The organism is Burkholderia sp. Tr-20355, from assembly GCF_017104685.1.
GTDB lineage: Bacteria > Pseudomonadota > Gammaproteobacteria > Burkholderiales > Burkholderiaceae > Burkholderia > Burkholderia seminalis.
On sequence record NZ_JAAGPK010000048.1, the window covers coordinates 15,231 to 38,234 of the forward strand.

Below are 23,004 nucleotides of genomic sequence, written 5' to 3' on the forward strand. Positions count from 1 at the left end.
CACGCCAATGGCAGGCAAATATCACGAGCACATGACGAACCAGTCCCACCAGTAGTATCCCACCAGCTCCTGTGTACTTCGTTCCAGCGTATAGAGTCCGAAGCAGGCGCCAAGCGTTTCTATCCCGCTCGTTCGTGCCTTGGCACCGATGCTGACGAAAGTGTGCGACTTCTTCAGCGGCGGCAGGCCGTCGGACGTTTCAGGGTTCAACTGCACGGCCGTCACTTCAAGGAAGTCCTGCGTGAACTGGTTGAAAACCTGCTGGCCGAAGAGGTGCGAAACCTGATAAACGAGCACGGCCTCGTCCGCGTTCCCATAGAGGGACACCGCCCTGAGTGAAACGGTGTCGCCCGGTAACAGCGTCAGACGTGATTCAGCGGCGCCATTTCCGATCGCCCCACCGCGTGCCCCGGTGTAAAGCAGGCGTACGGCGCGATGGTCGATGGCGGTCGGTGCCCCGGGCTGCTTGCTCGGATTCGGGTACCTCGTCTTGATGTATTCCGTGTCGATTACGGCCAGGATGTCGATTTGCTGCGCGGTCGGGTCGAGATTGATGCTTCCAAGATCGGCTGTCATACGTGGTGCTCCATTCGGGTTCTGTCGCGGAAAGGGGCGGCGCCCGGTCAGGCGCCGTGCAAGACTTGCCGGCTGGATCGCCTCCGTCCGGCTTCGGAGCGAGTGGCCGGGGCGCTTGCCTCAACTGGCGGTGGCTTGCCAGGTCCAGAAGAAGTAGCCGAACAACGTCTTCTTGTTTTGATCCCGCGTATAAAGTGCAAAACACGCACCGAGGTTCTCGGATCCGGAAGAACCTGCTACGGCATTGAGGCTTTGAAACGCCTGGGATTGCGCCGAGATCGCGATGACGTCGGGCGTCTCCGCGGCGCTCGGTGCGTCGGCCTCGACGATGTTGTGCACGGCAAACCGGCTGAAGACCCGATCCCCCGAGAAGTGCCGCACGTCGTAGATCACCGCCGCATCGCCCGAGTTGTCGGACAGCGACGTCCCCATCAGGGATACGCTGTCGTGAACCTGCAGCTTCAGGCCCAGCGTGCCCGTTCCTTCCGAACTGCTCACGCCCGGCAGGCGGCTGCTGAGCATGAACGCGGCATTGCTGGTGATGGCCGTCGGGGCGGATGCGTTCCTGCTCGGGTTGGGATAATGTGCCTTGACATAATGCGTGTCGATAACCGCAAGAATGTGAATGAATTGAGCGGTCTTTTCCAGGTTGATGCTGTCCAGGTCGACTTTCATTGGAATGCCTCCGTGGTAGGTCAATTGCCCGTTTGGTGCGAATGGCGCATCGGCGATGCGCTCTTTCAGTATCGTCAATTTATATTCATCTTTGTACCTGTCAGGTTTGATGGGGGATCTATTTTAGTGGCGCGTATTTTATTTATTTAGGGGCGGGAGGTGGTTCTGGCGAGGTCGTGGAATCAACGTGCTGGCGGGGATGGTGTGATCCTTCAATTACGTGTTCGCGCGATATTGTTTGTGAGCAGGGCGCGGGTGCGCTTCGACTTGTGTAATTGGTTGTAATTGATTTTTGTGATTTTCCTGCTACCGGAAATTGGATTATTGAATGTGGGTTGCAATGATCGTTATCGTGTAATTGGTTGTAATTGATTGTTCCGGTCAAAATAAGGATATTGATCGTGACGCACTAATGACGTGTCGTCGGATTTCAATTACCAACGTTGAATGATTGGAGGTTAACCATGGCTTCCGAAGTCACCCTTGCATCAAGCGCGCAGGACATCAACATCATCGTGGTTATCGACACGGAATGGGTCAAGAGAACGTACCCGACTCCGAGCCAGAACCCGGGCAGTCCGACGGGCATCGCTCACAATGGCCAGTTCATGATTTGCACCGGCGCGCGCGGCATCAAGGGGCAGGGTACGGCCGACCTGGAAATCACCGCCTACCCGCGTGACCGCATCATGTTCACCGGCGTGTCGATCTACGACAACTCCGACGACGCCGTGATCATCTACGACATCAAGCACTACAAGGGTGATCAGGTGTTCAACCAGTTCAACTGCAACACGGTCGTCCGCAACGGTGCGGTGGAACCCGATCCGGAATCGCATACCCGAAATGGCCTCCCGGCCAAGCAGAAGCAGCTCACGTTCGCGACCTTCGACTCGTCGGTCAGGAACAGCGGCACGGAGTATTTCGGCGTTTGCTTCGCGCTTTACAAGCTCGTCGGCGGGCAGAAGCAGGAACTGTTCGGCTACTACTGGTGGGATCCGAAGATCTACGTTCCGGCCTGACCTCATCCGCTCGACTCGAGCGCGGGGGCAACGGGAAATGCGTGTCGACACCGGGCGAAGCGCGGGCATGTGGGAGCCGTGTCTTCGTCAGTGTCGAGGCGTCGGCTGAGGCAGGGTTGTGCCCACGGGAATTTCCGTGGGCACAATGCACGTTTGACGGCAGCCCGTTCGTTTTTGTTTGCCGCCGCGAATCCTGCAGGCGGGCGCAGGTTGCGCGGCGCCGCACAGTCTTGTACGGTGAGCGTTCGCCGTCCGAACCGGGAGCCCGCCGCGTGAGCCGTACCGCCAACCGATCCATCGATCCGTCGCCGTTCTGGCGCGATGCGGCGCTGCCGTTCATCGAAGCGCGCACCGTCGACGACGGCCGCGAGATCTGTTACGCGAAACATACGCACGACACGTTTTCGGTGGGCGCGATCGTTGGCGGCACGAGTACCTACGTGAACGGCGCGACGCGCGCGCACGTCGGGCGCGGCGTGCTCGTCATCATCGATCCGGAACAGGTGCATGCGTGCAACCCGTACGGCCCCGACGCGTGGGCGTACCGGATGGTCTATGTCGACGTGCCGTGGCTCACACGGCTGCAGCATGCGCTGGGCCGTGATCCGAATGGCGATTTTCGCGGGTTTTCGCCGAAATTGACGGAACGGGGCGACCTGTTCGCGCAATTTGGCGGTTTCTATCGCACGCTCGTGTCGCCTGCCGGCGATCCGCTCGGCAAGGAAAGCGCGGCGGTCGAATTCTTCACGCAACTGCACGGCGCGCTCGATCGCGAGCCGCCCGACCCGCGGCCGGGCGACGACAACGCCAAGCTCGCGCGCGCGGCCGACTACATCGCGGCACATTGCCGCGAGGGCGTGACGCTCGATGCGATCTGCGCGGCCGCCGACCTGTCGCCGTCGTACCTGATCCGCGCGTTCAACGCGCGCTACGGGATGACGCCGCACGCGTTCCTGATCGATCGCCGTGTCCAGTACGGCCGTACCGAGCTGCGCCGCGGCCGGCCGATCGCCGAAGTCGCGCTCGACGCCGGTTTTGCCGACCAGGCCCATTTCCAGCGCGCGTTCCGGCGCATCGCGGCCGCGACGCCCGGACAGTACCGCAGCGCGATGCGCTGACCGGCGGCGCGGCTACACGTCCAGCAGGAACAGCGCGCTGCCCGCGAGCAGCAGCGCCATCAACCGGTTGAACACGCGCATGCGCCGCGCGTTCGCGAGCCGGTGCCGCAGCGACGCGCCCGCGTACGCCCAGCAGGCGATCGACGCGAAGCAGATCACCAGATACAGCGCGGCGAATTGCCAGACCTGTGCACGGTCGCCATCGGCCGCGTACGCGCCCATCGCGGCCACGCACGCGAGCCATGCCTTCGGATTGAGCCACTGCATCGCGGCGCCGGCCGCCGCCGACGGGCCGGCCACGTCCGGGTCGGCCGACAGCCGGCCGTCGTCGAGCGCGAGCCGCAGCGCCAGGTAGAGCAGGAACGCGATTCCCGACCACTGCGTGGCCGTCGTCAGCATCGGCCAGCGCGCGAGCGCGGCGTGCAGCCCGAGGCCGATCAGCAGGAACAGCGCGACGAAGCCGAGCGTCGCGCCGGCCGCATACCGCAGGCTTGCGCCGAGACCGTGGCGCGCGCCCGCGCTGAGCGCGACGATGTTGACGGGGCCAGGCGTGATCGAGGACGCCAGCGCGAACGCGGCCATCGAAACCAGCATGCTCATTGATTGCCTCCATGCGAATGTCAAAGTCGCATCGAGACTAAAGAAGCCGCGCGTACCGGTATTGAAGAAAACTGCCCTCGGCGGCGCTGCCGGGATTCGGGTAACGCCGAACCGGGCACAGCGCTCACCGGCGCTCGAAAGTCGTTGGACGCAGGCGTTGCAACCGAAGGCATCGCGTCTCACGTCACGGACGGGCGGCCGCCGCGAGCGCGTCGAACACGTCGGCTTCCGGAAGCCGCAGCCACGATTCCGGGCCCGCGTCGATTTCCTCGACCGTCAGCAGACACGCATCGAGTTCGCGACGCAACCGGTCGTGATCGACCGACTGCCCGATGAACACGATTTCCTGCCGACAATCCCCTGCCGGCTCCTCCCATTTCTTCAGCACGCCGTCGCGGCGATAGTCGTCGAGCGGCCAGTCCGACTGCGGGATGAATCGCCACCATCGCCCGACGTAACCCCACTGGAACGCGCCGCCCGTCTGCACCAGCATGGCGATGTCGGTATACCGGTGCGCAGCCCAGACATAACCCTTGCAGCGCAGCAGCCGGCCGTTGTCCCACGGACGACGCAGCCAGGCGAGCAGGCGCGCCGGATGAAACGGCGCACGTTCGCGATAGGTCCACGACGCGATCCCGTACGCATCCGATTCCGACGGGCGTTCGTCGATCTGCATGCGCTGCATCCATCCCGGCGATTCGACCAGCGCCGGCAGATCGAAGCGCCGGGTATCCAGCACGTCCGACGGATCGACCTTGCCGTGCTGCATCGGCAGGATTCGCGCAGCCGGATTCAGCGACGCAAGCATCGCGCGCAGCCGGTCGAAACCCGCATGACCGATCCGGTCGAGACGGCTCACGAGGATCACGTTCGCGTATTCGACTTGCTCGAGCAGCAGGTCCGACAGCTTGCGCGGCGGGCCGGAATGGCCGTCGTTCGCGCGCGCCGCGTCGTGCGCGACCGGTTCGGCCGACGCGATCATGTCCTCGAACGTCTCGCCGTCGACCACCGTGACGAGCGTGTCCAGCCGTGCCAGCTCGCTCAGGCTGAAACCGTCCCGATCGAGAAACGCAAACGTCTCCGCGACCGGCATCGGCTCCGAGATGCCGGTCGATTCGATCAGCAGATAATCGAAGCGGCGCTGCCGCGCGAGCGTGCTGATCTGCTCGAGCAGGTCGGCGCGCAGCGTGCAGCAGATGCAGCCGTTGCTCATCTCGACCAGTTCGTCCTCGCCTCGATGCAGCTCGACGTTGCGCCGCACGTCGTCGGCGTCGATGTTCACTTCGCTCATGTCGTTGACGATCACGGCGACCTTCAGTCCTGCGCGATTGCGCAGGATGTGGTTCAGCAACGTCGTCTTCCCGGCGCCGAGGAAGCCGGACAGCACGGTGACCGGAATCCTCGGGCCGGGGGCGGCCGGCGCGCCTGGCGTCCCCGGCGGCGTCATGCGCTCGGCCCGGACGCGCGATCCAGGTAGCCTTCGAACAGGTCGACCACGACGTAGCCGTCGTCGGCGGCGTCGCCCCACAGATCCTTCACGCGGAACTCGACATGGTAGGTCGGCTGATGCGCGGCGCCGGTGTCGCCGTGGCCGATCGCGTCCGGGAAGGGCCACGATTCGGTTGTCCGGTGCTGCACGACGCCTTCCTTGCCGCGAACGTAGCCCGGCGCGCGGATGTGTCCGCTGACGTATTCGTCGCGAACGACGACACGCTCGCCGACCTCGAACCGCGTCGAGTCGGGCGGAGCCGCGCGGCCGCCGGATGTCGGCGGGTTCGCGAGCCGGAAATGCGAACCGAGCGCGCGGTCGAGTTCATCCTGCGTGAGCACGCCGGTTTCGACGAGCAATGTTGCCGTCGCGATCACGTAGCGCTCGTAGTAGCGCGTGCCGACATGCTGGCGTACATCGATGCGTTCGACCGCGTGACGTACCTCGTCGACGCTGAATTTTTTCAGTTGGTCCACGCCGACGAACATCAGGCTGTACGCGAGATGTTCCCAGTCTTCCTTGAAGACCGGCTTGTAGCCGAGACTGTTGATCGTATGCGGCACCGGGCCGAAGCCCTGGAAGCCGCCGAGGTCGTGAAAGCCGTCCATATGTGATCTCCGAGATGAAGGACGAAAGTGAAACGGGGGGCGAGTCAGTGCACGCGCGGCAGCGCCACACCGATCAGCACGTCCTTCGTGACGAGCGTGCGCAGTTGTTCCTCGCTCATCTGCTCGCTGCCGGCCGGCCGCACGGGCAGCACGAGATAGCGGGTCTCGGCGGTCGTATCCCAGACCTTCACGACGACGTCGTCGGGCAGGTCGGTGCCGAGTTCGCGCAGCACAGTGCGGCCCTCGCGGACGAGTCGCGCACGATATTCGAAGCCCTTGTACCACTCGGGCGGCAGCCCGAGGACCGGCCAGTTCGTGCATGAGCACAGGCTGCAGACGATCACGTTCTTCAGCGTGGGCGTGTCTTCGAGCGCGACGATGTATTCGCCCTGCGGGCCGGTGTAGCCGAATTGCGCGCATGCGGCCGTGCCGTCCTTCAGCAGCAGTTCGCGAAACGCCGGGTCGACCCACGCACGCGCGACGATGCGCGCGCCGTTGGCCGGATCCCAGGTCGTGGACATCAGCTCGGTCAGGCCTTCGATATAGCCGTCGGGGATCAGGTTCTTCTCTTTCATCACGCGAAACAGCGCCCAGGCACGTTCGCCGGGCGTCGAGACCGTTTCCGCGGAAGGGGTCGTACTCATCGTGGGGGCTCCTTGTGGTGGTTCGGGTTGACCGCCGCCACGGCGTCGGGACGGCCCTGGCGGGGGGGGCCGCGTGGTGTCGGTCACGCTCGACGAGCAGGGTAAGAAGAGAAAAAGCACGGTTCTTTGCCGGCACGGATCGGAAACTATGCTGAGACGGCCCCGTGGCGCGGCGTGAGGCCGGCGCGCACGGATGCACGGTGATGGGCTGCAATATGGGCGGGGCACCCGACACGAAAACCGTGGCAGCCGGCGCACGTTTTGCGACCGCTGCATGACATCGGAAGCGCAGGTCCGCCACAGCCAATTTCTTGTTCCGCCGGAAAACAGAACTGCGGATTTTGCCTTCCTATTCTCATCCTCAAGCGACGGCCGTTCGATGTCGCGAATCGCCGGCATCCCCGATGGACCGGCGGAACAACAGTCAGCCAGCACCCCCGCGATTCCACCATCCGGCGACGGTTCCCGTTCGTCGTGCGTCGAGCGTGGCGGTGTCTGCGCAACCAGGTGAGGAGCATGATGGACAACGTCAACAGAATGAAACTGAAGCGAATCGCGCGCTGGATCGGTTTGTCGCTGATCGCCGTCGCATCGCATTACGCGGGCGCGGTCGAGGTCGATCCCGGCGACTACGAGCAGTATCCGGCCGGCGCGACGATCGGCGTGCTGTACTACAACTATTCCGCGACGAACGCGTACTACGCGAACGGCCACCGGACGTCGGATTTCGACCTGCAGTCGAATGTCGGCATCGCCCGCCTGCTGCACGTGTTCCAGCTCACCGACAGGCTCACGATCGATCCGCAGGTGTTGCTGCCGTTCGGTCACATCAGCAGCTTTGGCAACGCCGGCGCGCTTGGCAGTACGAACGGTGTCGGCGACGTGATCCTGACCGCACCGTTGAAATTCCGCCTGAACGACGCGAAGGACGTCGTCGCCGCGACGGTCTACGTCTACGCGCCGACCGGGAGCTACGACCAGAACCGCGGTCTCAATCTCGGCGCCAACCGCTGGTCGCTCGATTTCCAGGCGGCCTACATCAAGCACTTTTCGCCGCAGTGGGCGCTCGATCTCGTCGGCGACGCGATCTGGTACGGCAACAACACGTCGTACGGCGCGAGCGGCGCGACGCTGCATCAGCGGATGAGCTACAGCGCACAGGCGATGGTGCGTTACATGCCCGATCCGGGCACGTCGCTCGCGGTCGGCATCACCCAGCTCTGGGGCGGTGAAACGAGCGTCGACGGTGCGGACAACAACGACGCGCTTCGCACGACGCGCCTGCGGCTCACCGCGGCGAAATTCGTGACGAAGTCCGATCAGGTGCAAATCCAGCTCGGCACCGACCTGAGCGTGCGCAACGGCCCGAAGAACAGTGTGCTCGCGGGCCTGCGCTACGCGCACATCTTCTGACCGGCCGCATGCGCCGGGATACGCCCGGTGCATGTCGCTCCGTGTCCCCAACGTCGATACCTCGACACCCGATTCCCTTTCCAGAGAGGTCATGCATGGAATCCGCCATCGACAAACACCTGGTCTGCCCGCGGACGCTGTCGCGCCGCGTCGCCGATGACTACCAGCCGCCGTTCCCGATGTACGTCGCCCGGGCCGCCGAAGACCTGAGCCAGGTCGTGATGGGCTATTTCGGCGTGCAATACAGCGGCGCCGACAAGCGCGCGGCGGCGCTGGCCGCGTTGCGCCGGATCGTCGCCGATTTCGGCGTGCAGGACGGCCCGAACAACTTCGATCTGACGCAACACACCGACGACCAGGGTTACGAGAACCTGATCGCCGTCGGCTACTGGCGCGATCCGGCCGCGTATGCGCGCTGGATCGCGTCGCCGGCACTCGTCGAATGGTGGACCTCCGACGCGCGCCTCGCGGACGGCATCGGCTACTTCCGGGAAATCGTCGCGCCGCGCGCCGAGCAGTTCGAGACGCTCTACGCATTCACGAACGATTTCCCCGGCGTCGGCGCGATCATGGACGGCGTCAGCGGCGAGATCGAGGAGCACGGTTACTGGGGATCGATGCGCGACCGGTTCCCGATCTCGCAGACGGACTGGATGCGCGCGGACGGCGAGTTGCGCATCGTCGAGGGCGATCCGGCCCGCGGCGGCCGCGTGGTCGTGCTGGCGCACGACAACATCGCGCTGATTCGCTCCGGCCAGGACTGGCGCGCGGCCGAACACGACGAGCGCCGGCTGTATCTCGAGGAGATCGAGCCGACGCTGCGCAGCGGAATGGACTTCCTGCGCGACAACGGCACGGACGTCGGCTGCTACAGCAACCGCTACGTGCGCTCGATCGATCTCGACGGCAACGTGCTCGACGAGAGCTACAACATCGGCCACTGGCGCTCGCTCGACCGCCTCGAACGATGGGCCGAATCCCATCCGACGCACCTGCGGATCTTCGTCACCTTCTTCCGCGTCGTCACCGGGTTGTCGAAACTGCGGCTGTATCACGAGGTTTCCGTCTTCGACGCGAAGCATCAGGTCTACGAATACGTGAACTGCCATCCGCGCACCGGGATGATGCGCGACGCCGTCGCCATCGCCCGCTGAATCCCGCCGGCACCGCCGGGGCCGGCGGTGCCGCTTACCGAACTGGAGAACGTCGATGGCCATCAAACGCCCGACCCGCGAACAACTGTCCGATATTGCAGCCGGCTTCGGCTTTCATCTCGATTCCCGCCAACTCGCCGACTACGACGATGCGCTGCAGGCGAACTTCGACGCCTACGATGCGATCGACGCGCTGCCCGACTATCTGCCCGTCGTCGCGTATCCGCGCACGCCCGGCTACCGTCCGGAAGGCGACGAGAACCGTTACGGCGCGTGGGCGCGCAAGAGCACGATCCACGGCGCCGCCGACGGCAAGCTGCGCGGCAAGACGGTGGTCGTGAAAGACAACATCTGCGTCGCCGGCGTGCCGATGCGCAATGGCTCGACCACGTTCGAGGGCTACGTGCCCGACGTCGATGCGACCGTCGTCACGCGGGTGCTCGACGCCGGCGGCACGATCGCCGGCAAGTCGACCTGCGAGTACTACTGCTTTTCCGGCGGCTCGCACACGAGCGCGTCGGGGCCGGTGCACAATCCGCGCAAGGCAGGGCACTCGTCCGGCGGCTCATCGTCGGGCAGCGGCGCGCTCGTTGCGAGCGGCGAGGTCGACATGGCGCTCGGCGGCGACCAGGGCGGCTCGGTCCGGATCCCGTCCGCCTATTGCGGCATCTACGGGATGAAGCCGACGCACGGGCTCGTGCCGTATACCGGCGCGATGCCGATCGAGGCGACCGTCGATCATCTGGGACCGATGACGGGCAACGTGCTCGACAACGCGCTGCTGCTCGACGTGATCGCGGGCGACGACGGGCTCGATCCGCGCCAGCGGGCGCTGCCGCCGCGCGCCGATTATCTCGGCGCGATCCGCGACGGCATCGCGGGACTGCGGATCGGCATCCTGCGCGAGGCGTTCGGGCTCGCGAATTCGGAGAACGTGGTCGACGAGGCCGTGCGGGCCGCCGCGTACCGGTTGCACAAGCTCGGCGCGCGCGTCGACGAAGTGTCGGTGCCGCTGCATGCGGCCGGCACCGCGATCTGGCTGCCGATCGCGGCCGAGGGGGCGACGCAGCAGATGATGAAGGGCAACAGCCACGGTTTCAACTGGGGCGGCCTGTACGTGACCGGCATGATCGATCACCACGCGGGCTGGCGCGAGCGCGCCGACGAGTTGCCGGATACCGTGAAGGTGACGATGCTGCTCGGCGAATATTTCACGAGCCGGTATCGCGGGCGCTACTACGCGAAGAGCCAGAACCTCGCGCGGCGCTTGCGATCGGCTTACGACGCGGCGCTGCAGTCGTATGACGTATTGCTGATGCCGACCGTGCCGATGCGCGCGTCGAAGCTGCCGGCGCCCGGTTGCGCGATGTCCGAGTCGCTGACGCGGGCGTTCGAGATGCTCGCGAATACCGCGCCGTTCGACGTGTCCGGGCATCCGGCGATGTCGCTGCCGTGCGGGGTCGCCGACGACCTGCCGATCGGGCTGCAACTGGTCGGGCGCCGTTTCGACGAAGCGACGCTCTACCGCGTGGCGTATGCGTATGAACAGTCGTCCGACTGGCGTCGGACGACGTACGCGTGACATGCACGGCGCGGTAGCGCGCGGTCGCCGCGCCGCGTGCCGGTTCGACCGGCAACGCGGCGTGCGCGGTCATCGATTGGACAAGGCGCTTTTGAACGGGCACGCTATCGGCTGCGTGTTTGCCAACCCCTGTAGGGCACGATCATGACGATGCGTCCTCTCCCGCGCGCCATAAGCGGCGACGCGCCCGGCTCGGCGTCCGGCAGCCCGCTGGACGAACGGGCGAATACGGCCATCGAGGTGGCGACCGACGGCTCGGTCAGCCAGCGTATCGAATTCTGGCGCGAGACGATTCTGCGCCTGTTCGCGGACGTGCAGATCGCCGCCGTGCAGAAAGCCGATTTCTTCGGCCGGGTGCGGCAGCGCAAGTGCGAGAAGATGCGCATCTCGGAAATCCACGCGAGCGAGCAGGCCGTGATCCGGCGTTATCGCCAGGCGCGCAGCGAGTATGAGGACAAGTATTTCGGGGTCTTGATGCTCGAGGGCAGCCAGTCGGTCGAGCAGGACGGCAAGATCGTCACGCTGCACCCCGGGGATTTCGCGATCTACGACGCGACACGGCCTCACCACCTGCAGTTCGGCCAGTCGTGGCGCGAGATCGTCGTCAGCATTCCCCGCGCGACCCTGAACCAGCTCGTCGTCGGGATGGAGCACCGCACGGCGTGCCCGACGCAAACCGGGGACGGCGTCGGCAGCGTCATGCGTGCGTTTCTCGAGCAGATGTCGTCGCAGATCCGCAGCGTGACCGAGGACGAGATGCGGCAGCTGTCGGATACCGCGATCTCGCTGATCGCGATGACGCTGGGGGGCATCCAGCGCAACGACCTCGCGCAGTCGAGGATGAAAGCGTTGACGCTGACGCGCGTGAAGCGGCATGTGCTCGAGCACCTGCACGACCCGGAGCTGAACCCGATGCTGATCGAGCAGTCGATCGGGATTTCGTCGCGGTACATCAACAAGCTGTTCGAGGCCGAGGAGACGTCGCTGATGCGTTACGTGTGGAACCTGCGGCTGGAACGGTGCGCGCAGGATCTCGCGAATCCGCAATGCGCGGCGCTGCGCGTGTCCGACGTCGCATTGCGCTGGGGATTCAACGACATGTCGCATTTCAGCCGCGTGTTTCGCGAGCGGTTCGCGATGTCGCCGCGGGCGTGGCGCGAGCAGGGCGGCAAGCCGCGCGCGTAATGCGTCCCGGGCCGCGTTCGTGGGCGGCCAGCGCCGATCGCGGCGGCCGGACGTCGACAGGCTCGGCCGACTTCAGTGCAGCGCCCGCGGCGCGTGCGCTGGCCGCGAATCGGCGGAGTCGACCACGCCGGTTGCACCGGTTGCGTCGCCCGCGCGCAGCGGTCCGCCCGCGCAGGGTTCCGTCGACACCGAGAAGCCGAACGTATTGACGCCGCCCGCGCACGCGACGAACACGCCGCCGCCGTGCATCTCGGCCACGGCCTTGACGATCGACAGCCCGAGCCCGTGGTTCTCCTTGCTGTTCGCGCGTGCTTCCTCGAGCCGGTAGAAGCGCTCGAACACGTGCGAGCGCTGCACCGGATCGATCGGCTCGCCGGGGTTCGACACGGCCATCTCGACGAGCGTGTCGCGCCGCATGATCGTCACTTGTAACGTCGCGCCGGGCGCGGAATGCTGGATCGCATTGATCAGCAGGTTCGTCATCGCGCGGCGGAACAGCGACGGATCGACGGCCGCGCGCGCATCGCCGTGCAGTTCGGCGTGCAATTGCGCCTCGTCGAGCGGGATCTCGAGGAAATCGAGCATGCGCCGCACCTCGTCGGCGAGCGACACGTCCTTCAGGTCGGCCGCGCGTTCGCCGCGGTCGCTGCGCGACAGGAACAGCATGTCGTTGATGATCACGCGCAGCCGCTCGAATTCCTCGAGGTTCGACTGCAGCGTCTGGCGCATCCGGTCGACCGAGCGGTCACGGCTCGTCAGCGCGACCTGGGTCTGGCCGATCAGGATGCTGATCGGCGTGCGCAGCTCGTGTGCGACATCCGCGTTGAACGCCTCGAGTCGCGCGTAGGTTTGCTGGATCCGTTCGAGCGCGCCGTTGAACGATGTCGCGAGATCGCGCAGCTCGGTGGGCAGCGCGTCGGTCTGCAGCCGCTGGCGGCGGTTCGTCGCGCTCACGCTCGCCGCGTCCTGCGACAGCCGGTCGAGCGGCGCGAGCCCGAAGCGCGCGACCGCGCGGCTCAGCAGCAGCGTGATGACGGTCGCTGTCGCGATCAGCGCGGCCAGCGTCCAGCCGAAGCGGCGCAGCATCCGCTGCGTGCGTTCGCACGAGGTCGCGACGACCAGCTGCAGCGTCGGCCGCTCGTCGGCGCCGGGCAGCGTGACGGTCTTGGTCATCACCGCGTAGCTGCTGTCGTTGAGCTGGTAGCGCTGGAACGCGCCGAACGGCGGGTCGAGCGGCACGCCGTCGACGGGGCTGCCGAAGCGGAACGCGGGGTTGTCGCTGACCACCTGATAATGCGTCGAACCGTCGGGCGGTTCGAGATCGGCGAGTTTTTCCTGCATCAGGCGGCCGCGCGCGGCCGTGGTCGCGTGCGACACGATCATCGCGGCGACCTTGGCGCGCGTGTCGAGCGTCGCGCGCAACTCGGCGAACAGCTGGCGCTCCATCATCACGAACAGCCCGCAGCCGACCAGCGTGAACACGAGCAGCGACACGATGCCGAACATCGCCGAGAGCCGCAGGATGATCGAGCGTTTCATGCTCGCCGCTCCGTGTCGCCGTCCTCGCGCGCCTCGAGCACGTAGCCCATCCCGCGGATCGTGTGCAGCAGCTTGTCCGCGAACGGGCCGTCGAGCTTCGCGCGCAGCCGCTTGATCGCCGTCTCGACGACGTTCGCGTTGCTGTCGAAGTTCACGTCCCACACCAGTTCGGCGATCGTCGTCTTCGACAGCACCTCGCCGCTGCGCCGGGCCAGCACGCCGAGCAGCTGGAATTCCTGCGCGGTCAGGTCGAGCCGCATGCCGTCGCGCGTCGCGCGGCGGCCGATCAGGTCGACGCGCAGGTCGCCGATCGAGATCAGCGTCGACTCCTGCACACGCGCGCGGCGCGTCAGCGCGCGCAGCCGTTCGATCAGCTCGAGAAACGAGAAGGGCTTGGTCAGGTAGTCGTCGGCACCGCCGCGCAGCCCGCGCACGCGATCGTCGACGCGGTCGCGCGCGGTCAGCATGATGACCGGCGTCTGCTTCTGCGTGCGCAGCGCGCGCAGCACGCCGAAGCCGTCGAGCTTCGGCAGCATCACGTCGAGCACGACCACGTCGTAGTCGAATTCGACGGCTTTCCATGCGCCGTCCTCGCCGTCGAGCGCGGTATCGACGACCCAGCCTTCCTCGGTCAGGCCGCTCTTCAGGTATTCGACGACTTTCGGTTCGTCTTCGACGATCAGGACTTTCATGGGGTTGTCCGCCTAATCGGGTTAAGGGCCGACGCTCGCGGCGCGCGGCGGGGCCGCGGCCGCGACGTCGGACGGCGCGGCGCCGTCCCAGCCGCCGCCGAGCGCCTTCGCGAGAAACACGACGAGCGCCGCGCGCTGGCCCTGGATCTGCACGGCCTGGCGCTCGCTCGTCAGGAGTTGCTGCTGGGCCGTCAGCACGTCGATGAACGGCGTCAGGCCGCCCGCGTAGCGGTCCTGCGCGAGCGACACGAGCTTGCGCGCGTCGTCGACGGCCGCCGATGCCTGCTGCGCGGCGTCGGCGAGCACCGACAGGCCCGTGACCGCATTTTGCACCTCCTGGAACGCGGTGAGCACGGTTTGCCGGTAGCTGGCCTGCGCGGCGACGTAGCCGGCCTGCGCGAAATCGACGCCGGCCTTCAGCCTGCCGCCTTCGAACAGCGGCTGGCTGAGCGACCCGCCGACCGACCACAGCAGCGCCGGCACGGTGAACAGGCCCGCGAACCGCGTCGCGTCCCAGCCGATGTCCGGCGACAGCGTGATGCGCGGGAAATACGCGGCGCGCGCGACGCCGATCTGCGCGTTCGCGGCGGCCATCGCGCGCTCGGCCGACGCGACGTCGGGCCGCCGCTGCAGCAGGTCGCTCGGCATGCCGGTCGGCAGCGCGGGCGCGTTGATCGGCACCACGCGCGGGGGCAGCGAGAAGGCGGGGGCCGGCGTGCCGACCAGCGTCGCGATCGCGGTTTCGACCTGCGCGCGCTGCTGGATCAGCAACTGCGCCTGCGTGCGCGTCGCGTCGAGCTGCGCGCGCTGCTGCAGCAGATCGAGACCCGACACCGCGCCGAGGTCGTGGCGCGCGCTCACGTAGTCGAGCGCCTTCTGCTGCAGGTCGATCGACCGCTTGACGACGTCGATCTCGGTATCGAGCTCGCGCAGCGCGAAATAGCTCGACGCGAGATCGGCGCTCAGCACGAGGCGCGCGTTCGCGAAATCGTCGCGCGCCTGCTCGGTGGTTGCCTGCGCCGATTCGACGCTGCGCCGCACGCGGCCGAACAGGTCGAGTTCGTAGCTGACGGCCGCGCCGACCTGGACGTCGTTCTGCACGGTCGACATGCTTTGCGTCGCGTAATTGGTCTGCGGGCGGTCGCCGGAGATCTTGAAGCGCTGGCCGCTCGCGGTCAGGCCGACGGCCGGATATTGCGCGGACGCGACCGACGCGAGCGTCGCTTTCGCCTGGTCGTAGCGCGCGGCCACGGCCTTCAGGTTCTGGTTGTTGCGCAGCGCGTCGGTTTCGAGTGCGTCGAGTTGCGGATCGCCGAACGCGGTCCACCACGCGGGGTCGAGCGGCGCGCGGGCCGGCGCGGCCGGGTGCCAGTACGCGTCGGCCGGGTCGAGCCGCCATGCGGCCGGCGTGTCGACGGCCGGGCGCTGGTAGTCGGGGCCGACCGTGCAGCCGGCGAGGACGGTTGCCGCCGCGACGGCGGCGAGCGCCGCGGGCCGCATGCGTGCGCGCAACGCGATCACGACTTTGCTCCCGCGACGGAAGAAGCGGGCTGCGCGGCCGGTGCCTGCACGACGACCTTGTCGCCGTTCGCGAGCGCGTCGCTCGGGTTCGCGACGAGGCGGTCGTTCGGCGTGAGCGGGCCGTCGACTTCGAGCGTCTGGCCGATCGTGCGCACGACCGTCACCTGCTTCAGGTGGACCTGGCCGTTCGCATCGACGGTCGCGACCGTCGGGCCTTCGCCGCGGAACAGCAGCGTATTGGCCGGCACCTGCAGGCGGCCGATCGGCGTCATCGGCAGCGTGGCCTGCACGTACGCGCCGGGCAGCAGCCGCCCGTCGGGGTTCGGCAGCGTGATCTCGATCTGCAGCGAGCGCGTCGCGACGTCGATCGCCTCGGACGTGCGCGTGATCGTGCCGTCGAAGGTCCGGCCCGGCAGCTCGGCCTGCGCGACGCTCACGTGCTGGCCGACCTTCACCTGCTGCGCGTAGGCCTGCGGCACCTGGACGTACAGGCGCAGCCGGTCGGCCTGCACGACCGTGAACAGCGCACGGCCCGCGTTGCCGGAACTGACGAGATCGCCGACGTCGACGTTGCGCTGCGTGACGATCCCGTCGATCGGCGCGGCGATCCGCTGGAAACCCTTCAGCTCGGTGAGCCGGCGCATGTTCGCATCGGCCGCGGCGAGGTTCGCGGTGCCCTGGTTGAACGCGCCTTGCCGGTCGTCGAGTTCCTGCTGCGACACGGCATCGCGCTGGCGCAGCTGCTGCGCGCGGTCGAACGACGTCTTCGCGAGCGCGAGCGCGGCCTGTGCCTGCTGGCGTTGCGCGGTGGCCTGCGCGAGTTCCTGGTTCAACTCGGGCGTGTCGAGTTCGGCGAGCGTTTGCCCCTGCTTCACGTGCGTGCCGATGTCGGCCTGCCAGCGCAGCACGTAGCCGCTCGCCCGCGCATAGATCGGTGCCTCGACGAAGCCGCGCAGCGTGCCGGGCAGCGTCAGCTTGCCGCCGGTGGCCGCGTCGACCGGGTGCACGACGGTCACGTACTGGCGCGTGTTCTGCTCGGCGACAGCGTCGAGCCGGTGGCCGTTCAGCACGTTGACGACGATCGTCCGCGCGGCGCCGGCGGCCAGCAGCACGCCGATCACGATCAGGACGATGCGCCCGCGCCGCGACACCGACGTGCGCGTCGGCAGATGCATGCCGTGTTCGTCCACCTGGATGCCGACGGCGCTGTGATGTTTCTCTTCCATGAATTCAACCAATTCAACCGGGTAGGGGGGACGAAAGTCAGTGTCCGGCCTGACGCGCACGGCGGCGGGCCAGCCGCGCATGCACGCCGCCGAACACGAGCGGCACGAACAGCAACGTCGAAACTGTCGCGAACAGCAGTCCGCCGATCACCGCGCGGCCGAGCGGCGCGTTCTGCTCGGCGCCTTCGCCGAGACCGAGCGCCATCGGCACCATCCCGATGATCATCGCGAGCGCCGTCATCAGCACCGGCCGGATCCGCGTCGCGCCGGCCTCCAGCGCGGCCGTGAGCGGCGGCGCGCCGGCCGCGAGGCGCTGGCGCGCGAACGACACGACCAGGATGCTGTTCGCGGTCGCGACGCCGACCGTCATGATCGCGCCGGTCAGCGCGGGCACGCTCAGGTGCGTGCCGGTGATGAACAGCATCCACGCGATGCCGGCGAGCGCGGCCGGCATCGCGCTGATGATGATCAGCGGGTCGAGCCACGACTGGAAGTTGACGACGATCAGCAGGTAGACGAGCACGATCGCCATCGCGACGCCCGCGCCGAGGCCGAGATACGACGTGCGCATCGTCTCGATCTGGCCGCGCATCGTCAGGTCGGTGCCGCGCGGCAGCGTCGCGCGCGCATCCGCCACGATGCGGTCGATCTCGCCCGCGACCGCGCCGAGGTCGCGACCCTCGACGCTCACGTACACGTCGATCGCGGGGCGGATGTTGTAGTGCGTGATCACGGCCGGGTTCGCGGTGCTGCGCACCTGCACGAGGTTGCCGAGCAACTGCAGCGGCGTGCCCGTGCGGCCGCTCGCCGAGATCGGCGTGCCGAGCAGGTCGTCGACCGACGAGATGCTGTATTGCGGGGTCTGGATCTGCAGCGGGTACTGCACGCCGGTGCGCGGGTTGATCCAGAACGACGGCGTCGTCTGCGAACTGCCGGACAACGAGATCAGCATGTTCTGCGCGACGTTCTGCGCGGAGAGGTTGAGCTGCTGCATGCGCGTACGATCCATGTCGGCCAGCAGGGTCGGTTCGTCGTTGCGTTGCAGCACGTGCACGTCGACGGCGCCGGGGATTTGCCTGAACTTTTTCATCAGGCTGCTCGCGATGGTCATGTTACTCGCGAGATCGTTGCCGAGCACCTGCACGTCGATCGCGGCCGGCTGACCGAAGTTGAGGATCTGCGTGATGATGTCCGACGGCTGGAAGAAGAACTCGACGCCCGGGAAGCGCTGGGGCAGCAGCGTGCGTAGCGTCTGCACGTAGTGCTGGGTCGCGCGGTGGCCCGGTTTCAGCGCGATCAGCAGCTCGCCGTCGAGCGTACCGATCGTGCCGGCGTTGCTGTACGACAGGTTGATGCCGCTCACCGGCAGGCCGAGGTTGTCGACGATCGCGCCGAGCTCGTCGGCCGGCACGGTTTCGCGGATCACGCGCTCGACCTGGTCGGCGAGGCGCGCGGTTTCCTCGATCCGGTAGCCGGTCGGCGCGCGCATGTGCAGGCGGATGTTGCCGGAATCGGCGTTCGGGAAGAAGTCGCGGCCGAGCACGAAAACCAGGCCCGTCGACAGCACGCAGAAGCCGAGGAAGCACATCGCGTAGAAGCGGCGGCGCACCAGCAGGATGCTCAGCAGCACGATGTACCACGCACGCAGCCGCTCGAACGCGCGGTTGAACGCGTGATGGATGCGCGCGAAGCGCGACGTCGAATGGTCGGGGCCGGTGCCCGCCTGCTGCGGGCGGAACAGCAGCATCGCGAGCGTCGGCACCAGCGTGCGCGACAGCACGTACGACGCGAGCATCGCGAACACGACGGCTTCGGCGAGCGGCACGAACAGGAAGCGCGCGACGCCCGTCAGGAAGAACATCGGCACGAACACGATGCAGATGCACAGCGTCGACACGAACGCGGGCACCGCGATCTCGCCCGCGCCTTCGAGGATCGCGTCGTGCAGGTTGGTGCCGAGATGCAGGTGCCGCTCGATGTTCTCGATCGTGACGGTCGCGTCGTCGACGAGAATGCCGACCGCGAGCGCGAGCCCGCCGAGCGTCATGATGTTGATGGTCTCGCCGAGCGCGGACAGCGCGATCAGCGACGTGAAGATCGACAGCGGGATCGAGATCGCGATGATCAGCGTGCTGCGCCAGTTGCCGAGGAACAGCAGGATCATCATCGCGGTCAGCACGGCGGCGATCAGCGCCTCGTGGATCACGCCCTGGACGGCCGCGTTGACGAACACCGACTGGTCGAACAACGGCGTGATCGTGAGCCCTTCGGGCAGCGTCGGGATCACCTTCGGCAGCAGCGCCTTCAGGTCCGACACGACCTTCAGCGTGGACGCGTCGCCGCTTTTCAGGATCGAGATGAGCACGCCGCGCTGGCCGTTCTGCCGCACGACGTTGGTCTGCGGCGCGAAGCCGTCGCGCACCGCCGCGACCTCGCGCAGGTAGGTCGTCGCGCCGTTGACGGTCTGGATCGGCAGGTTGCTGATGTCGGCGACGGTGTCGGCCGACGCGTTCGTGTCGATCCGGTATTCGGTCGGGCCCATCTTCGCGGTGCCGGTCGGCAGCACGAGATTCTGCGCGTTCACCGCGTTGACGATGTCGGCCGGCGTCAGGCCTTTCGCCTGCAGCGCCTGCGGATCGAGGTCGATCGCGACCACGCGCGTGCGGCCGCCGTACGGGAACGGGATCTGCACGCCGGGCACCGTGATCAGCTGCGGGCGCAGGAAGTTGAGCGCGATGTCGGCGAGCGACTGTTCGCTGAGCGTCTTGCTCGACAGCCCGAGCTGGATCACCGGGATGCTCGACGCCGAATAGGTGATCACGAGCGGCGGCGTCGCCCCCTGCGGCATCTGTCGCACGATCGCCTGCGCGGAGGACACCGTCTGCGCGATCGCCGTCTGCACGTTGGCGCCCGGCTGCAGGAACACCTTCACGACGGCGATGCCGGGCAGCGACGTCGATTCGACGTGCTGGATGTTGTTGACGGTCGTCGTCAGGATCCGTTCATGGACGGACGTGATCCGGTTGGTCATCTCCGTCGCGGAGAAGCCGCTGTAATTCCAGATGACGCTGATCACGGGGATGTTGATCGCGGGCAGCACGTCGACCGGTGTGCGCATCAGCGCCAGCGGGGTGGCCAGCACGATCATGATGGCCATGACGATGAACGTGTAGGGGCGCCTGAGCGCGAGATTGACGATCCACATGGAGGCGGCGGGACAGGCGGTGATCAGGCGTCGGTGAAGGGAACCCGAATGATAGGCGTCGGCGTGGAACGGGTTACTGTCGCGAAACTGGCGGAACTGTCAGGTTGGGGCGGGCGGGTGGTCGGCCGATTCCGCAGACGGAAGGCATGCGTCGCGATGGCGGCGGTTTCGTCGATCGTGCCGCGTTCACAGCTGCTCCATCCCGAAGCGCGCGAGCGCGCGCAGATCGACGACCTCGATCTGGTTGTACGCGAGCCGCAACGCGCCGAGCTTCTCGAGCTGCTGCAGCGCCTGGTTGATCCGTTGCCGCGACACGCCGACGAGCATCCCCAGTTCCTCCTGCGAGATCGACAGCGACGGGCCGGTGTCCGGATACAGGTCGGGGTTGAACAGCTGCGCGAGCGCCTGCGCGACGCGCGCGTCGACGTCGAGCAGCCGGCTGTTCTGGATCGACGCGATGAATTCGCCCATCCGGTTGTTCAGCTGATGAATCACGAAGCGCGTGAACGGCAGGCTGGTATCGAGCAGCGCGTGGAAGGTGTCGACCGGTACGAACAGCACGGTCGAGCGCTGGATCGCGACGACCTCGTACTTGCGCAGCTCGCGCTTGATCACGCTGCCTTCGCCGAACCAGCCGCCCGACGGCACGCCGGAAAACGTGCAGCCGCGCCCCGACACGTTGAAGATCGCGAGCTTCAGCAGCCCCTGGTGCACGCCGATCCAGTATTCGGACGGCGCGAGCCGGCGCGCGATCACGTCGCCGGCCTCGCATTGCTCGACGTGCGACTGCGCGAGCACGAGCGCCTGGTGCTCGGGCGCGAGCGTGCGGAACCACGCGCACTGGCCGAACAGCGTCGCCAGGGCGGGCAGCGGGCCCGGTTCGGGAAGCGGGTCGGCCGCGTCGGGCGGCGCTACGGGGTGATCGTGCATGGGTGCGGGTTTGCGAGGATAGGGATAACGCGCAGCGCTCGAAAGGCACTCTGTCGTTTCGATGACAGACGGCTCACAATAACGCCCGTTAGGCTGTCGGCAATTGAACCACATCAAAACGATCCGGGGTGCATGCACGCCGGTCGGCAGAATACGGGAGACAGGATCATGACGCAGATGTTCGAGGCCGGACTCGGCCGCCGCGACGCCAATTACGTGCCGCTCACCCCGATCGACTTCCTGGTCCGGACGGCCGAAGTCTACGGCGAGCGCGTGGCGATCGTGCACGGCGACGTGCGGCGCACGTGGGGCGAGACCTACACGCGTGCGAAGCAACTCGCGAGCGCGCTTGCGCGGGCCGGCGTCGAGCGCGGCGACACGGTCGCGGCGATGCTGCCGAACATCCCGGCGATGGTCGAGGCGCACTTCGGCGTGCCGATGGCCGGCGCGGTGCTCAACACGATCAACACGCGCCTCGACGTGCCGTCGGTGCTGTTCATGCTTCGTCACGGCGAGGCGAAGGTGCTGATCGTCGACACCGAGTACGCGGAGTTCGCGCATCGCGCGGCGCTCGAGGTGCCGGGCCTGAAGATCGTCAGCGTGGCCGACGCGATGCCGGCCGATCCCGAGCGGTTCGCGGGCGCGACCGACTACGAGGCGTTCGTGGCCGGCGGCGATGCCGACTACGCGTGGACGCCGCCCGCCGACGAGTGGGACGCGATCGCGCTGAACTACACGTCCGGCACGACCGGCGACCCGAAGGGCGTCGTCTACCATCACCGCGGCGCGTATCTCGCGGCGGTCAGCAACCTCCTCGAATGGGACATGCCGAAGCACGCGGTGTATCTGTGGACGCTGCCGATGTTCCACTGCAACGGCTGGTGCTTCCCGTGGGCGGTCGCCGCGCGCGCGGGCGTGAACGTGTGCCTGCGCAGGTTCGACGCGAAGACCGTGTTCGACCTGATCCGCCGCGAGCGCGTCACGCATTACTGCGGCGCGCCGATCGTGCAGAGCGCGATCGCGAACGCGCCGGCGGAATTCCGCGCCGGAATCGACCACACGGTGCACGCGATGGTCGCGGGTGCGGCGCCCGCGCCGGCCGTGATCGCGAAGATGAAGGAGATCGGCTTCGACCTGCTGCACGTGTACGGGCTGACCGAGGTCTACGGCCCGGCGACCGTCTGCGCGAAGCAGGCGCACTGGGACGAACTGCCCGACGAGGACCGCGCCCGGCTCAATGCGCGCCAGGGCGTGCGCTACCACCTCGAGGCGGGCGCGACGGTGCTCGATCCCGACACGATGACGCCGGTGCCGGCCGACGGCGAGACGCTCGGCGAGATCATGTTCCGCGGCAACATCTGCATGAAGGGCTACCTGAAGAACCCGAAGGCGACCGACGAGGCGTTCCACGGCGGCTGGTTCCATACGGGCGATCTCGCGGTGCTGATGCCGGACGGTTATATCCGGATCAAGGATCGCAAGAAGGACATCATCATCTCGGGCGGCGAGAACATCTCGAGCATCGAGGTCGAGGACGCGCTGTACCGCCATCCGGCCGTCGCCGTCGCGGCGGTCGTTGCGATGCCCGACCCGAAATGGGGCGAGGTGCCGTGCGCGTTCGTCGAGCTGCGCGAAGGCGCGAGCGCCACCGAGGCGGAGATCGTCGCGCATTGCCGGCAACTGCTGGCGGGCTTCAAGGTGCCGAAGGCCGTGCGCTTCGGCGAGCTGCCGAAGACGTCGACCGGCAAGATCCAGAAGTTCCAGCTGCGCAACGCGGTCGGCTCGGACAAGGCGATCGACCTGGCGGGCGACAAGAAGTAGGCGC

General features: G+C 67.0%; 19 protein-coding genes. 7 read left to right on the forward strand and 12 right to left on the reverse strand.

The genetic code is table 11. The features are described from left to right. Positions 1 to 21: 21 nt before the first annotated feature. A complete protein-coding gene (locus G3N62_RS15340) occupies positions 22 to 576 on the reverse strand; it encodes an inclusion body family protein (protein ID WP_034191493.1) in 555 nt (184 codons plus the stop codon). A gap of 120 nt (positions 577 to 696) precedes the next feature. Continuing rightward, positions 697 to 1,251, reverse strand: coding sequence for an AidA/PixA family protein (locus G3N62_RS15345; protein ID WP_034191492.1), 555 nt, complete (start codon positions 1,249 to 1,251; stop codon positions 697 to 699). A 464-nt stretch (positions 1,252 to 1,715) separates the two neighbouring features. On the opposite strand from G3N62_RS15345, the gene G3N62_RS15350 reads away from it, so the two are divergent. Both G3N62_RS15350 and G3N62_RS15355 read left to right on the forward strand, forming a co-directional pair. Then, positions 1,716 to 2,273 (forward strand): inclusion body family protein, encoded by a 558-nt coding sequence (locus G3N62_RS15350; RefSeq protein ID WP_034191491.1) that lies wholly within the window; start codon positions 1,716 to 1,718, stop codon positions 2,271 to 2,273. 272 nt (positions 2,274 to 2,545) lie between these two features. Further along, positions 2,546 to 3,391, forward strand: a complete 846-nt coding sequence (locus tag G3N62_RS15355; protein ID WP_069705328.1) for an AraC family transcriptional regulator — start codon at positions 2,546 to 2,548, stop codon at positions 3,389 to 3,391. A gap of 12 nt (positions 3,392 to 3,403) precedes the next feature. Here the strand turns inward: G3N62_RS15355 and G3N62_RS15360 are convergent, their stop codons facing one another. The 4 genes from G3N62_RS15360 to nthA form a co-directional block, all read right to left on the reverse strand. Continuing rightward, entirely contained in the window at positions 3,404 to 3,991 is a 588-nt protein-coding gene (locus G3N62_RS15360) for a LysE family translocator (RefSeq protein ID WP_049031615.1), read from the reverse strand. Between the two features lie 184 nt (positions 3,992 to 4,175). Next, positions 4,176 to 5,438: a GTP-binding protein gene (locus G3N62_RS15365; protein WP_124669364.1), complete on the reverse strand. Its 1,263-nt coding sequence runs from the start codon at positions 5,436 to 5,438 to the stop codon at positions 4,176 to 4,178. After that, positions 5,435 to 6,088 carry a nitrile hydratase subunit beta gene (gene nthB, locus G3N62_RS15370; RefSeq protein WP_124669363.1) on the reverse strand — a complete coding sequence of 218 codons (654 nt, stop codon included), beginning with the start codon at positions 6,086 to 6,088 and terminating at the stop codon, positions 5,435 to 5,437. The genes G3N62_RS15365 and nthB overlap by 4 nt, the downstream gene beginning before the upstream one ends. A 44-nt stretch (positions 6,089 to 6,132) precedes the next feature. Next, positions 6,133 to 6,732: a nitrile hydratase subunit alpha gene (gene nthA, locus G3N62_RS15375; protein ID WP_124669362.1), complete on the reverse strand. Its 600-nt coding sequence runs from the start codon at positions 6,730 to 6,732 to the stop codon at positions 6,133 to 6,135. Positions 6,733 to 7,248: 516 nt separating this feature from the next. On the opposite strand from nthA, the gene G3N62_RS15380 reads away from it, so the two are divergent. The 4 genes from G3N62_RS15380 (at position 7,249) to G3N62_RS15395 (ending at position 12,066) form a co-directional block, all read left to right on the forward strand. Next, positions 7,249 to 8,145, forward strand: coding sequence for a transporter (locus tag G3N62_RS15380; RefSeq protein ID WP_034191486.1), 897 nt, complete (start codon positions 7,249 to 7,251; stop codon positions 8,143 to 8,145). Between the two features lie 95 nt (positions 8,146 to 8,240). Beyond that, a complete protein-coding gene (locus G3N62_RS15385) occupies positions 8,241 to 9,299 on the forward strand; it encodes a phenylacetaldoxime dehydratase family protein (protein ID WP_069705332.1) in 1,059 nt (352 codons plus the stop codon). Between the two features lie 55 nt (positions 9,300 to 9,354). Beyond that, positions 9,355 to 10,881, forward strand: coding sequence for an amidase (locus G3N62_RS15390; protein ID WP_034191484.1), 1,527 nt, complete (start codon positions 9,355 to 9,357; stop codon positions 10,879 to 10,881). 144 nt (positions 10,882 to 11,025) lie between these two features. Then, positions 11,026 to 12,066: a helix-turn-helix domain-containing protein gene (locus G3N62_RS15395; RefSeq protein ID WP_124669361.1), complete on the forward strand. Its 1,041-nt coding sequence runs from the start codon at positions 11,026 to 11,028 to the stop codon at positions 12,064 to 12,066. Positions 12,067 to 12,138: 72 nt separating this feature from the next. On the opposite strand, the gene G3N62_RS15400 is transcribed toward G3N62_RS15395, so the two are convergent. The 6 genes from G3N62_RS15400 to G3N62_RS15425 all read right to left on the reverse strand — a co-directional run bounded on the left by G3N62_RS15400 (position 12,139) and on the right by G3N62_RS15425 (position 21,179). After that, positions 12,139 to 13,605 carry a heavy metal sensor histidine kinase gene (locus G3N62_RS15400; protein WP_124669360.1) on the reverse strand — a complete coding sequence of 489 codons (1,467 nt, stop codon included), beginning with the start codon at positions 13,603 to 13,605 and terminating at the stop codon, positions 12,139 to 12,141. Beyond that, positions 13,602 to 14,297: a heavy metal response regulator transcription factor gene (locus G3N62_RS15405; protein ID WP_124669359.1), complete on the reverse strand. Its 696-nt coding sequence runs from the start codon at positions 14,295 to 14,297 to the stop codon at positions 13,602 to 13,604. Before G3N62_RS15405 ends, G3N62_RS15400 begins: the two co-directional genes overlap by 4 nt. Before the next feature lie 21 nt (positions 14,298 to 14,318). Then, positions 14,319 to 15,797 (reverse strand): efflux transporter outer membrane subunit, encoded by a 1,479-nt coding sequence (locus G3N62_RS15410; protein ID WP_124608450.1) that lies wholly within the window; start codon positions 15,795 to 15,797, stop codon positions 14,319 to 14,321. Positions 15,798 to 15,814: 17 nt separating this feature from the next. After that, the gene (locus tag G3N62_RS15415) at positions 15,815 to 17,044 is read right to left on the reverse strand and encodes an efflux RND transporter periplasmic adaptor subunit (protein ID WP_059556485.1); all 1,230 of its coding nucleotides are present in this window, start codon (positions 17,042 to 17,044) and stop codon (positions 15,815 to 15,817) included. A gap of 37 nt (positions 17,045 to 17,081) precedes the next feature. After that, complete coding sequence (locus tag G3N62_RS15420; protein ID WP_034191478.1) at positions 17,082 to 20,249, reverse strand: efflux RND transporter permease subunit; 3,168 nt, start codon at positions 20,247 to 20,249, stop codon at positions 17,082 to 17,084. A gap of 186 nt (positions 20,250 to 20,435) precedes the next feature. Then, complete coding sequence (locus tag G3N62_RS15425) at positions 20,436 to 21,179, reverse strand: Crp/Fnr family transcriptional regulator (protein WP_059556486.1); 744 nt, start codon at positions 21,177 to 21,179, stop codon at positions 20,436 to 20,438. A 168-nt stretch (positions 21,180 to 21,347) separates the two neighbouring features. Here G3N62_RS15425 and G3N62_RS15430 point away from each other — a divergent pair, with 168 nt between their 5' ends. Next, positions 21,348 to 23,000 carry an acyl-CoA synthetase gene (locus tag G3N62_RS15430; protein WP_049030310.1) on the forward strand — a complete coding sequence of 551 codons (1,653 nt, stop codon included), beginning with the start codon at positions 21,348 to 21,350 and terminating at the stop codon, positions 22,998 to 23,000. Positions 23,001 to 23,004: the final 4 nt, after the last annotated feature.

Bases quoted from the DNA above. Each gene is read 5' to 3' on its own strand.
- G3N62_RS15340 (WP_034191493.1), bottom strand. From the start codon at position 576: ATGACAGCCGATCTTGGAAGCATCAATCTCGACCCGACCGCGCAGCAA.
- G3N62_RS15345 (WP_034191492.1), bottom strand. From the start codon at position 1,251: ATGAAAGTCGACCTGGACAGCATCAACCTGGAAAAGACCGCTCAATTC.
- G3N62_RS15350 (WP_034191491.1), top strand. From the start codon at position 1,716: ATGGCTTCCGAAGTCACCCTTGCATCAAGCGCGCAGGACATCAACATC.
- G3N62_RS15360 (WP_049031615.1), bottom strand. From the start codon at position 3,991: ATGAGCATGCTGGTTTCGATGGCCGCGTTCGCGCTGGCGTCCTCGATC.
- G3N62_RS15365 (WP_124669364.1), bottom strand. From the start codon at position 5,438: ATGACGCCGCCGGGGACGCCAGGCGCGCCGGCCGCCCCCGGCCCGAGG.
- nthB (WP_124669363.1), bottom strand. From the start codon at position 6,088: ATGGACGGCTTTCACGACCTCGGCGGCTTCCAGGGCTTCGGCCCGGTG.
- nthA (WP_124669362.1), bottom strand. From the start codon at position 6,732: ATGAGTACGACCCCTTCCGCGGAAACGGTCTCGACGCCCGGCGAACGT.
- G3N62_RS15380 (WP_034191486.1), top strand. From the start codon at position 7,249: ATGATGGACAACGTCAACAGAATGAAACTGAAGCGAATCGCGCGCTGG.
- G3N62_RS15385 (WP_069705332.1), top strand. From the start codon at position 8,241: ATGGAATCCGCCATCGACAAACACCTGGTCTGCCCGCGGACGCTGTCG.
- G3N62_RS15390 (WP_034191484.1), top strand. From the start codon at position 9,355: ATGGCCATCAAACGCCCGACCCGCGAACAACTGTCCGATATTGCAGCC.
- G3N62_RS15395 (WP_124669361.1), top strand. From the start codon at position 11,026: ATGACGATGCGTCCTCTCCCGCGCGCCATAAGCGGCGACGCGCCCGGC.
- G3N62_RS15400 (WP_124669360.1), bottom strand. From the start codon at position 13,605: ATGAAACGCTCGATCATCCTGCGGCTCTCGGCGATGTTCGGCATCGTG.
- G3N62_RS15405 (WP_124669359.1), bottom strand. From the start codon at position 14,297: ATGAAAGTCCTGATCGTCGAAGACGAACCGAAAGTCGTCGAATACCTG.
- G3N62_RS15410 (WP_124608450.1), bottom strand. From the start codon at position 15,797: ATGCGGCCCGCGGCGCTCGCCGCCGTCGCGGCGGCAACCGTCCTCGCC.
- G3N62_RS15415 (WP_059556485.1), bottom strand. From the start codon at position 17,044: ATGGAAGAGAAACATCACAGCGCCGTCGGCATCCAGGTGGACGAACAC.
- G3N62_RS15420 (WP_034191478.1), bottom strand. From the start codon at position 20,249: ATGTGGATCGTCAATCTCGCGCTCAGGCGCCCCTACACGTTCATCGTC.
- G3N62_RS15425 (WP_059556486.1), bottom strand. From the start codon at position 21,179: ATGCACGATCACCCCGTAGCGCCGCCCGACGCGGCCGACCCGCTTCCC.
- G3N62_RS15430 (WP_049030310.1), top strand. From the start codon at position 21,348: ATGACGCAGATGTTCGAGGCCGGACTCGGCCGCCGCGACGCCAATTAC.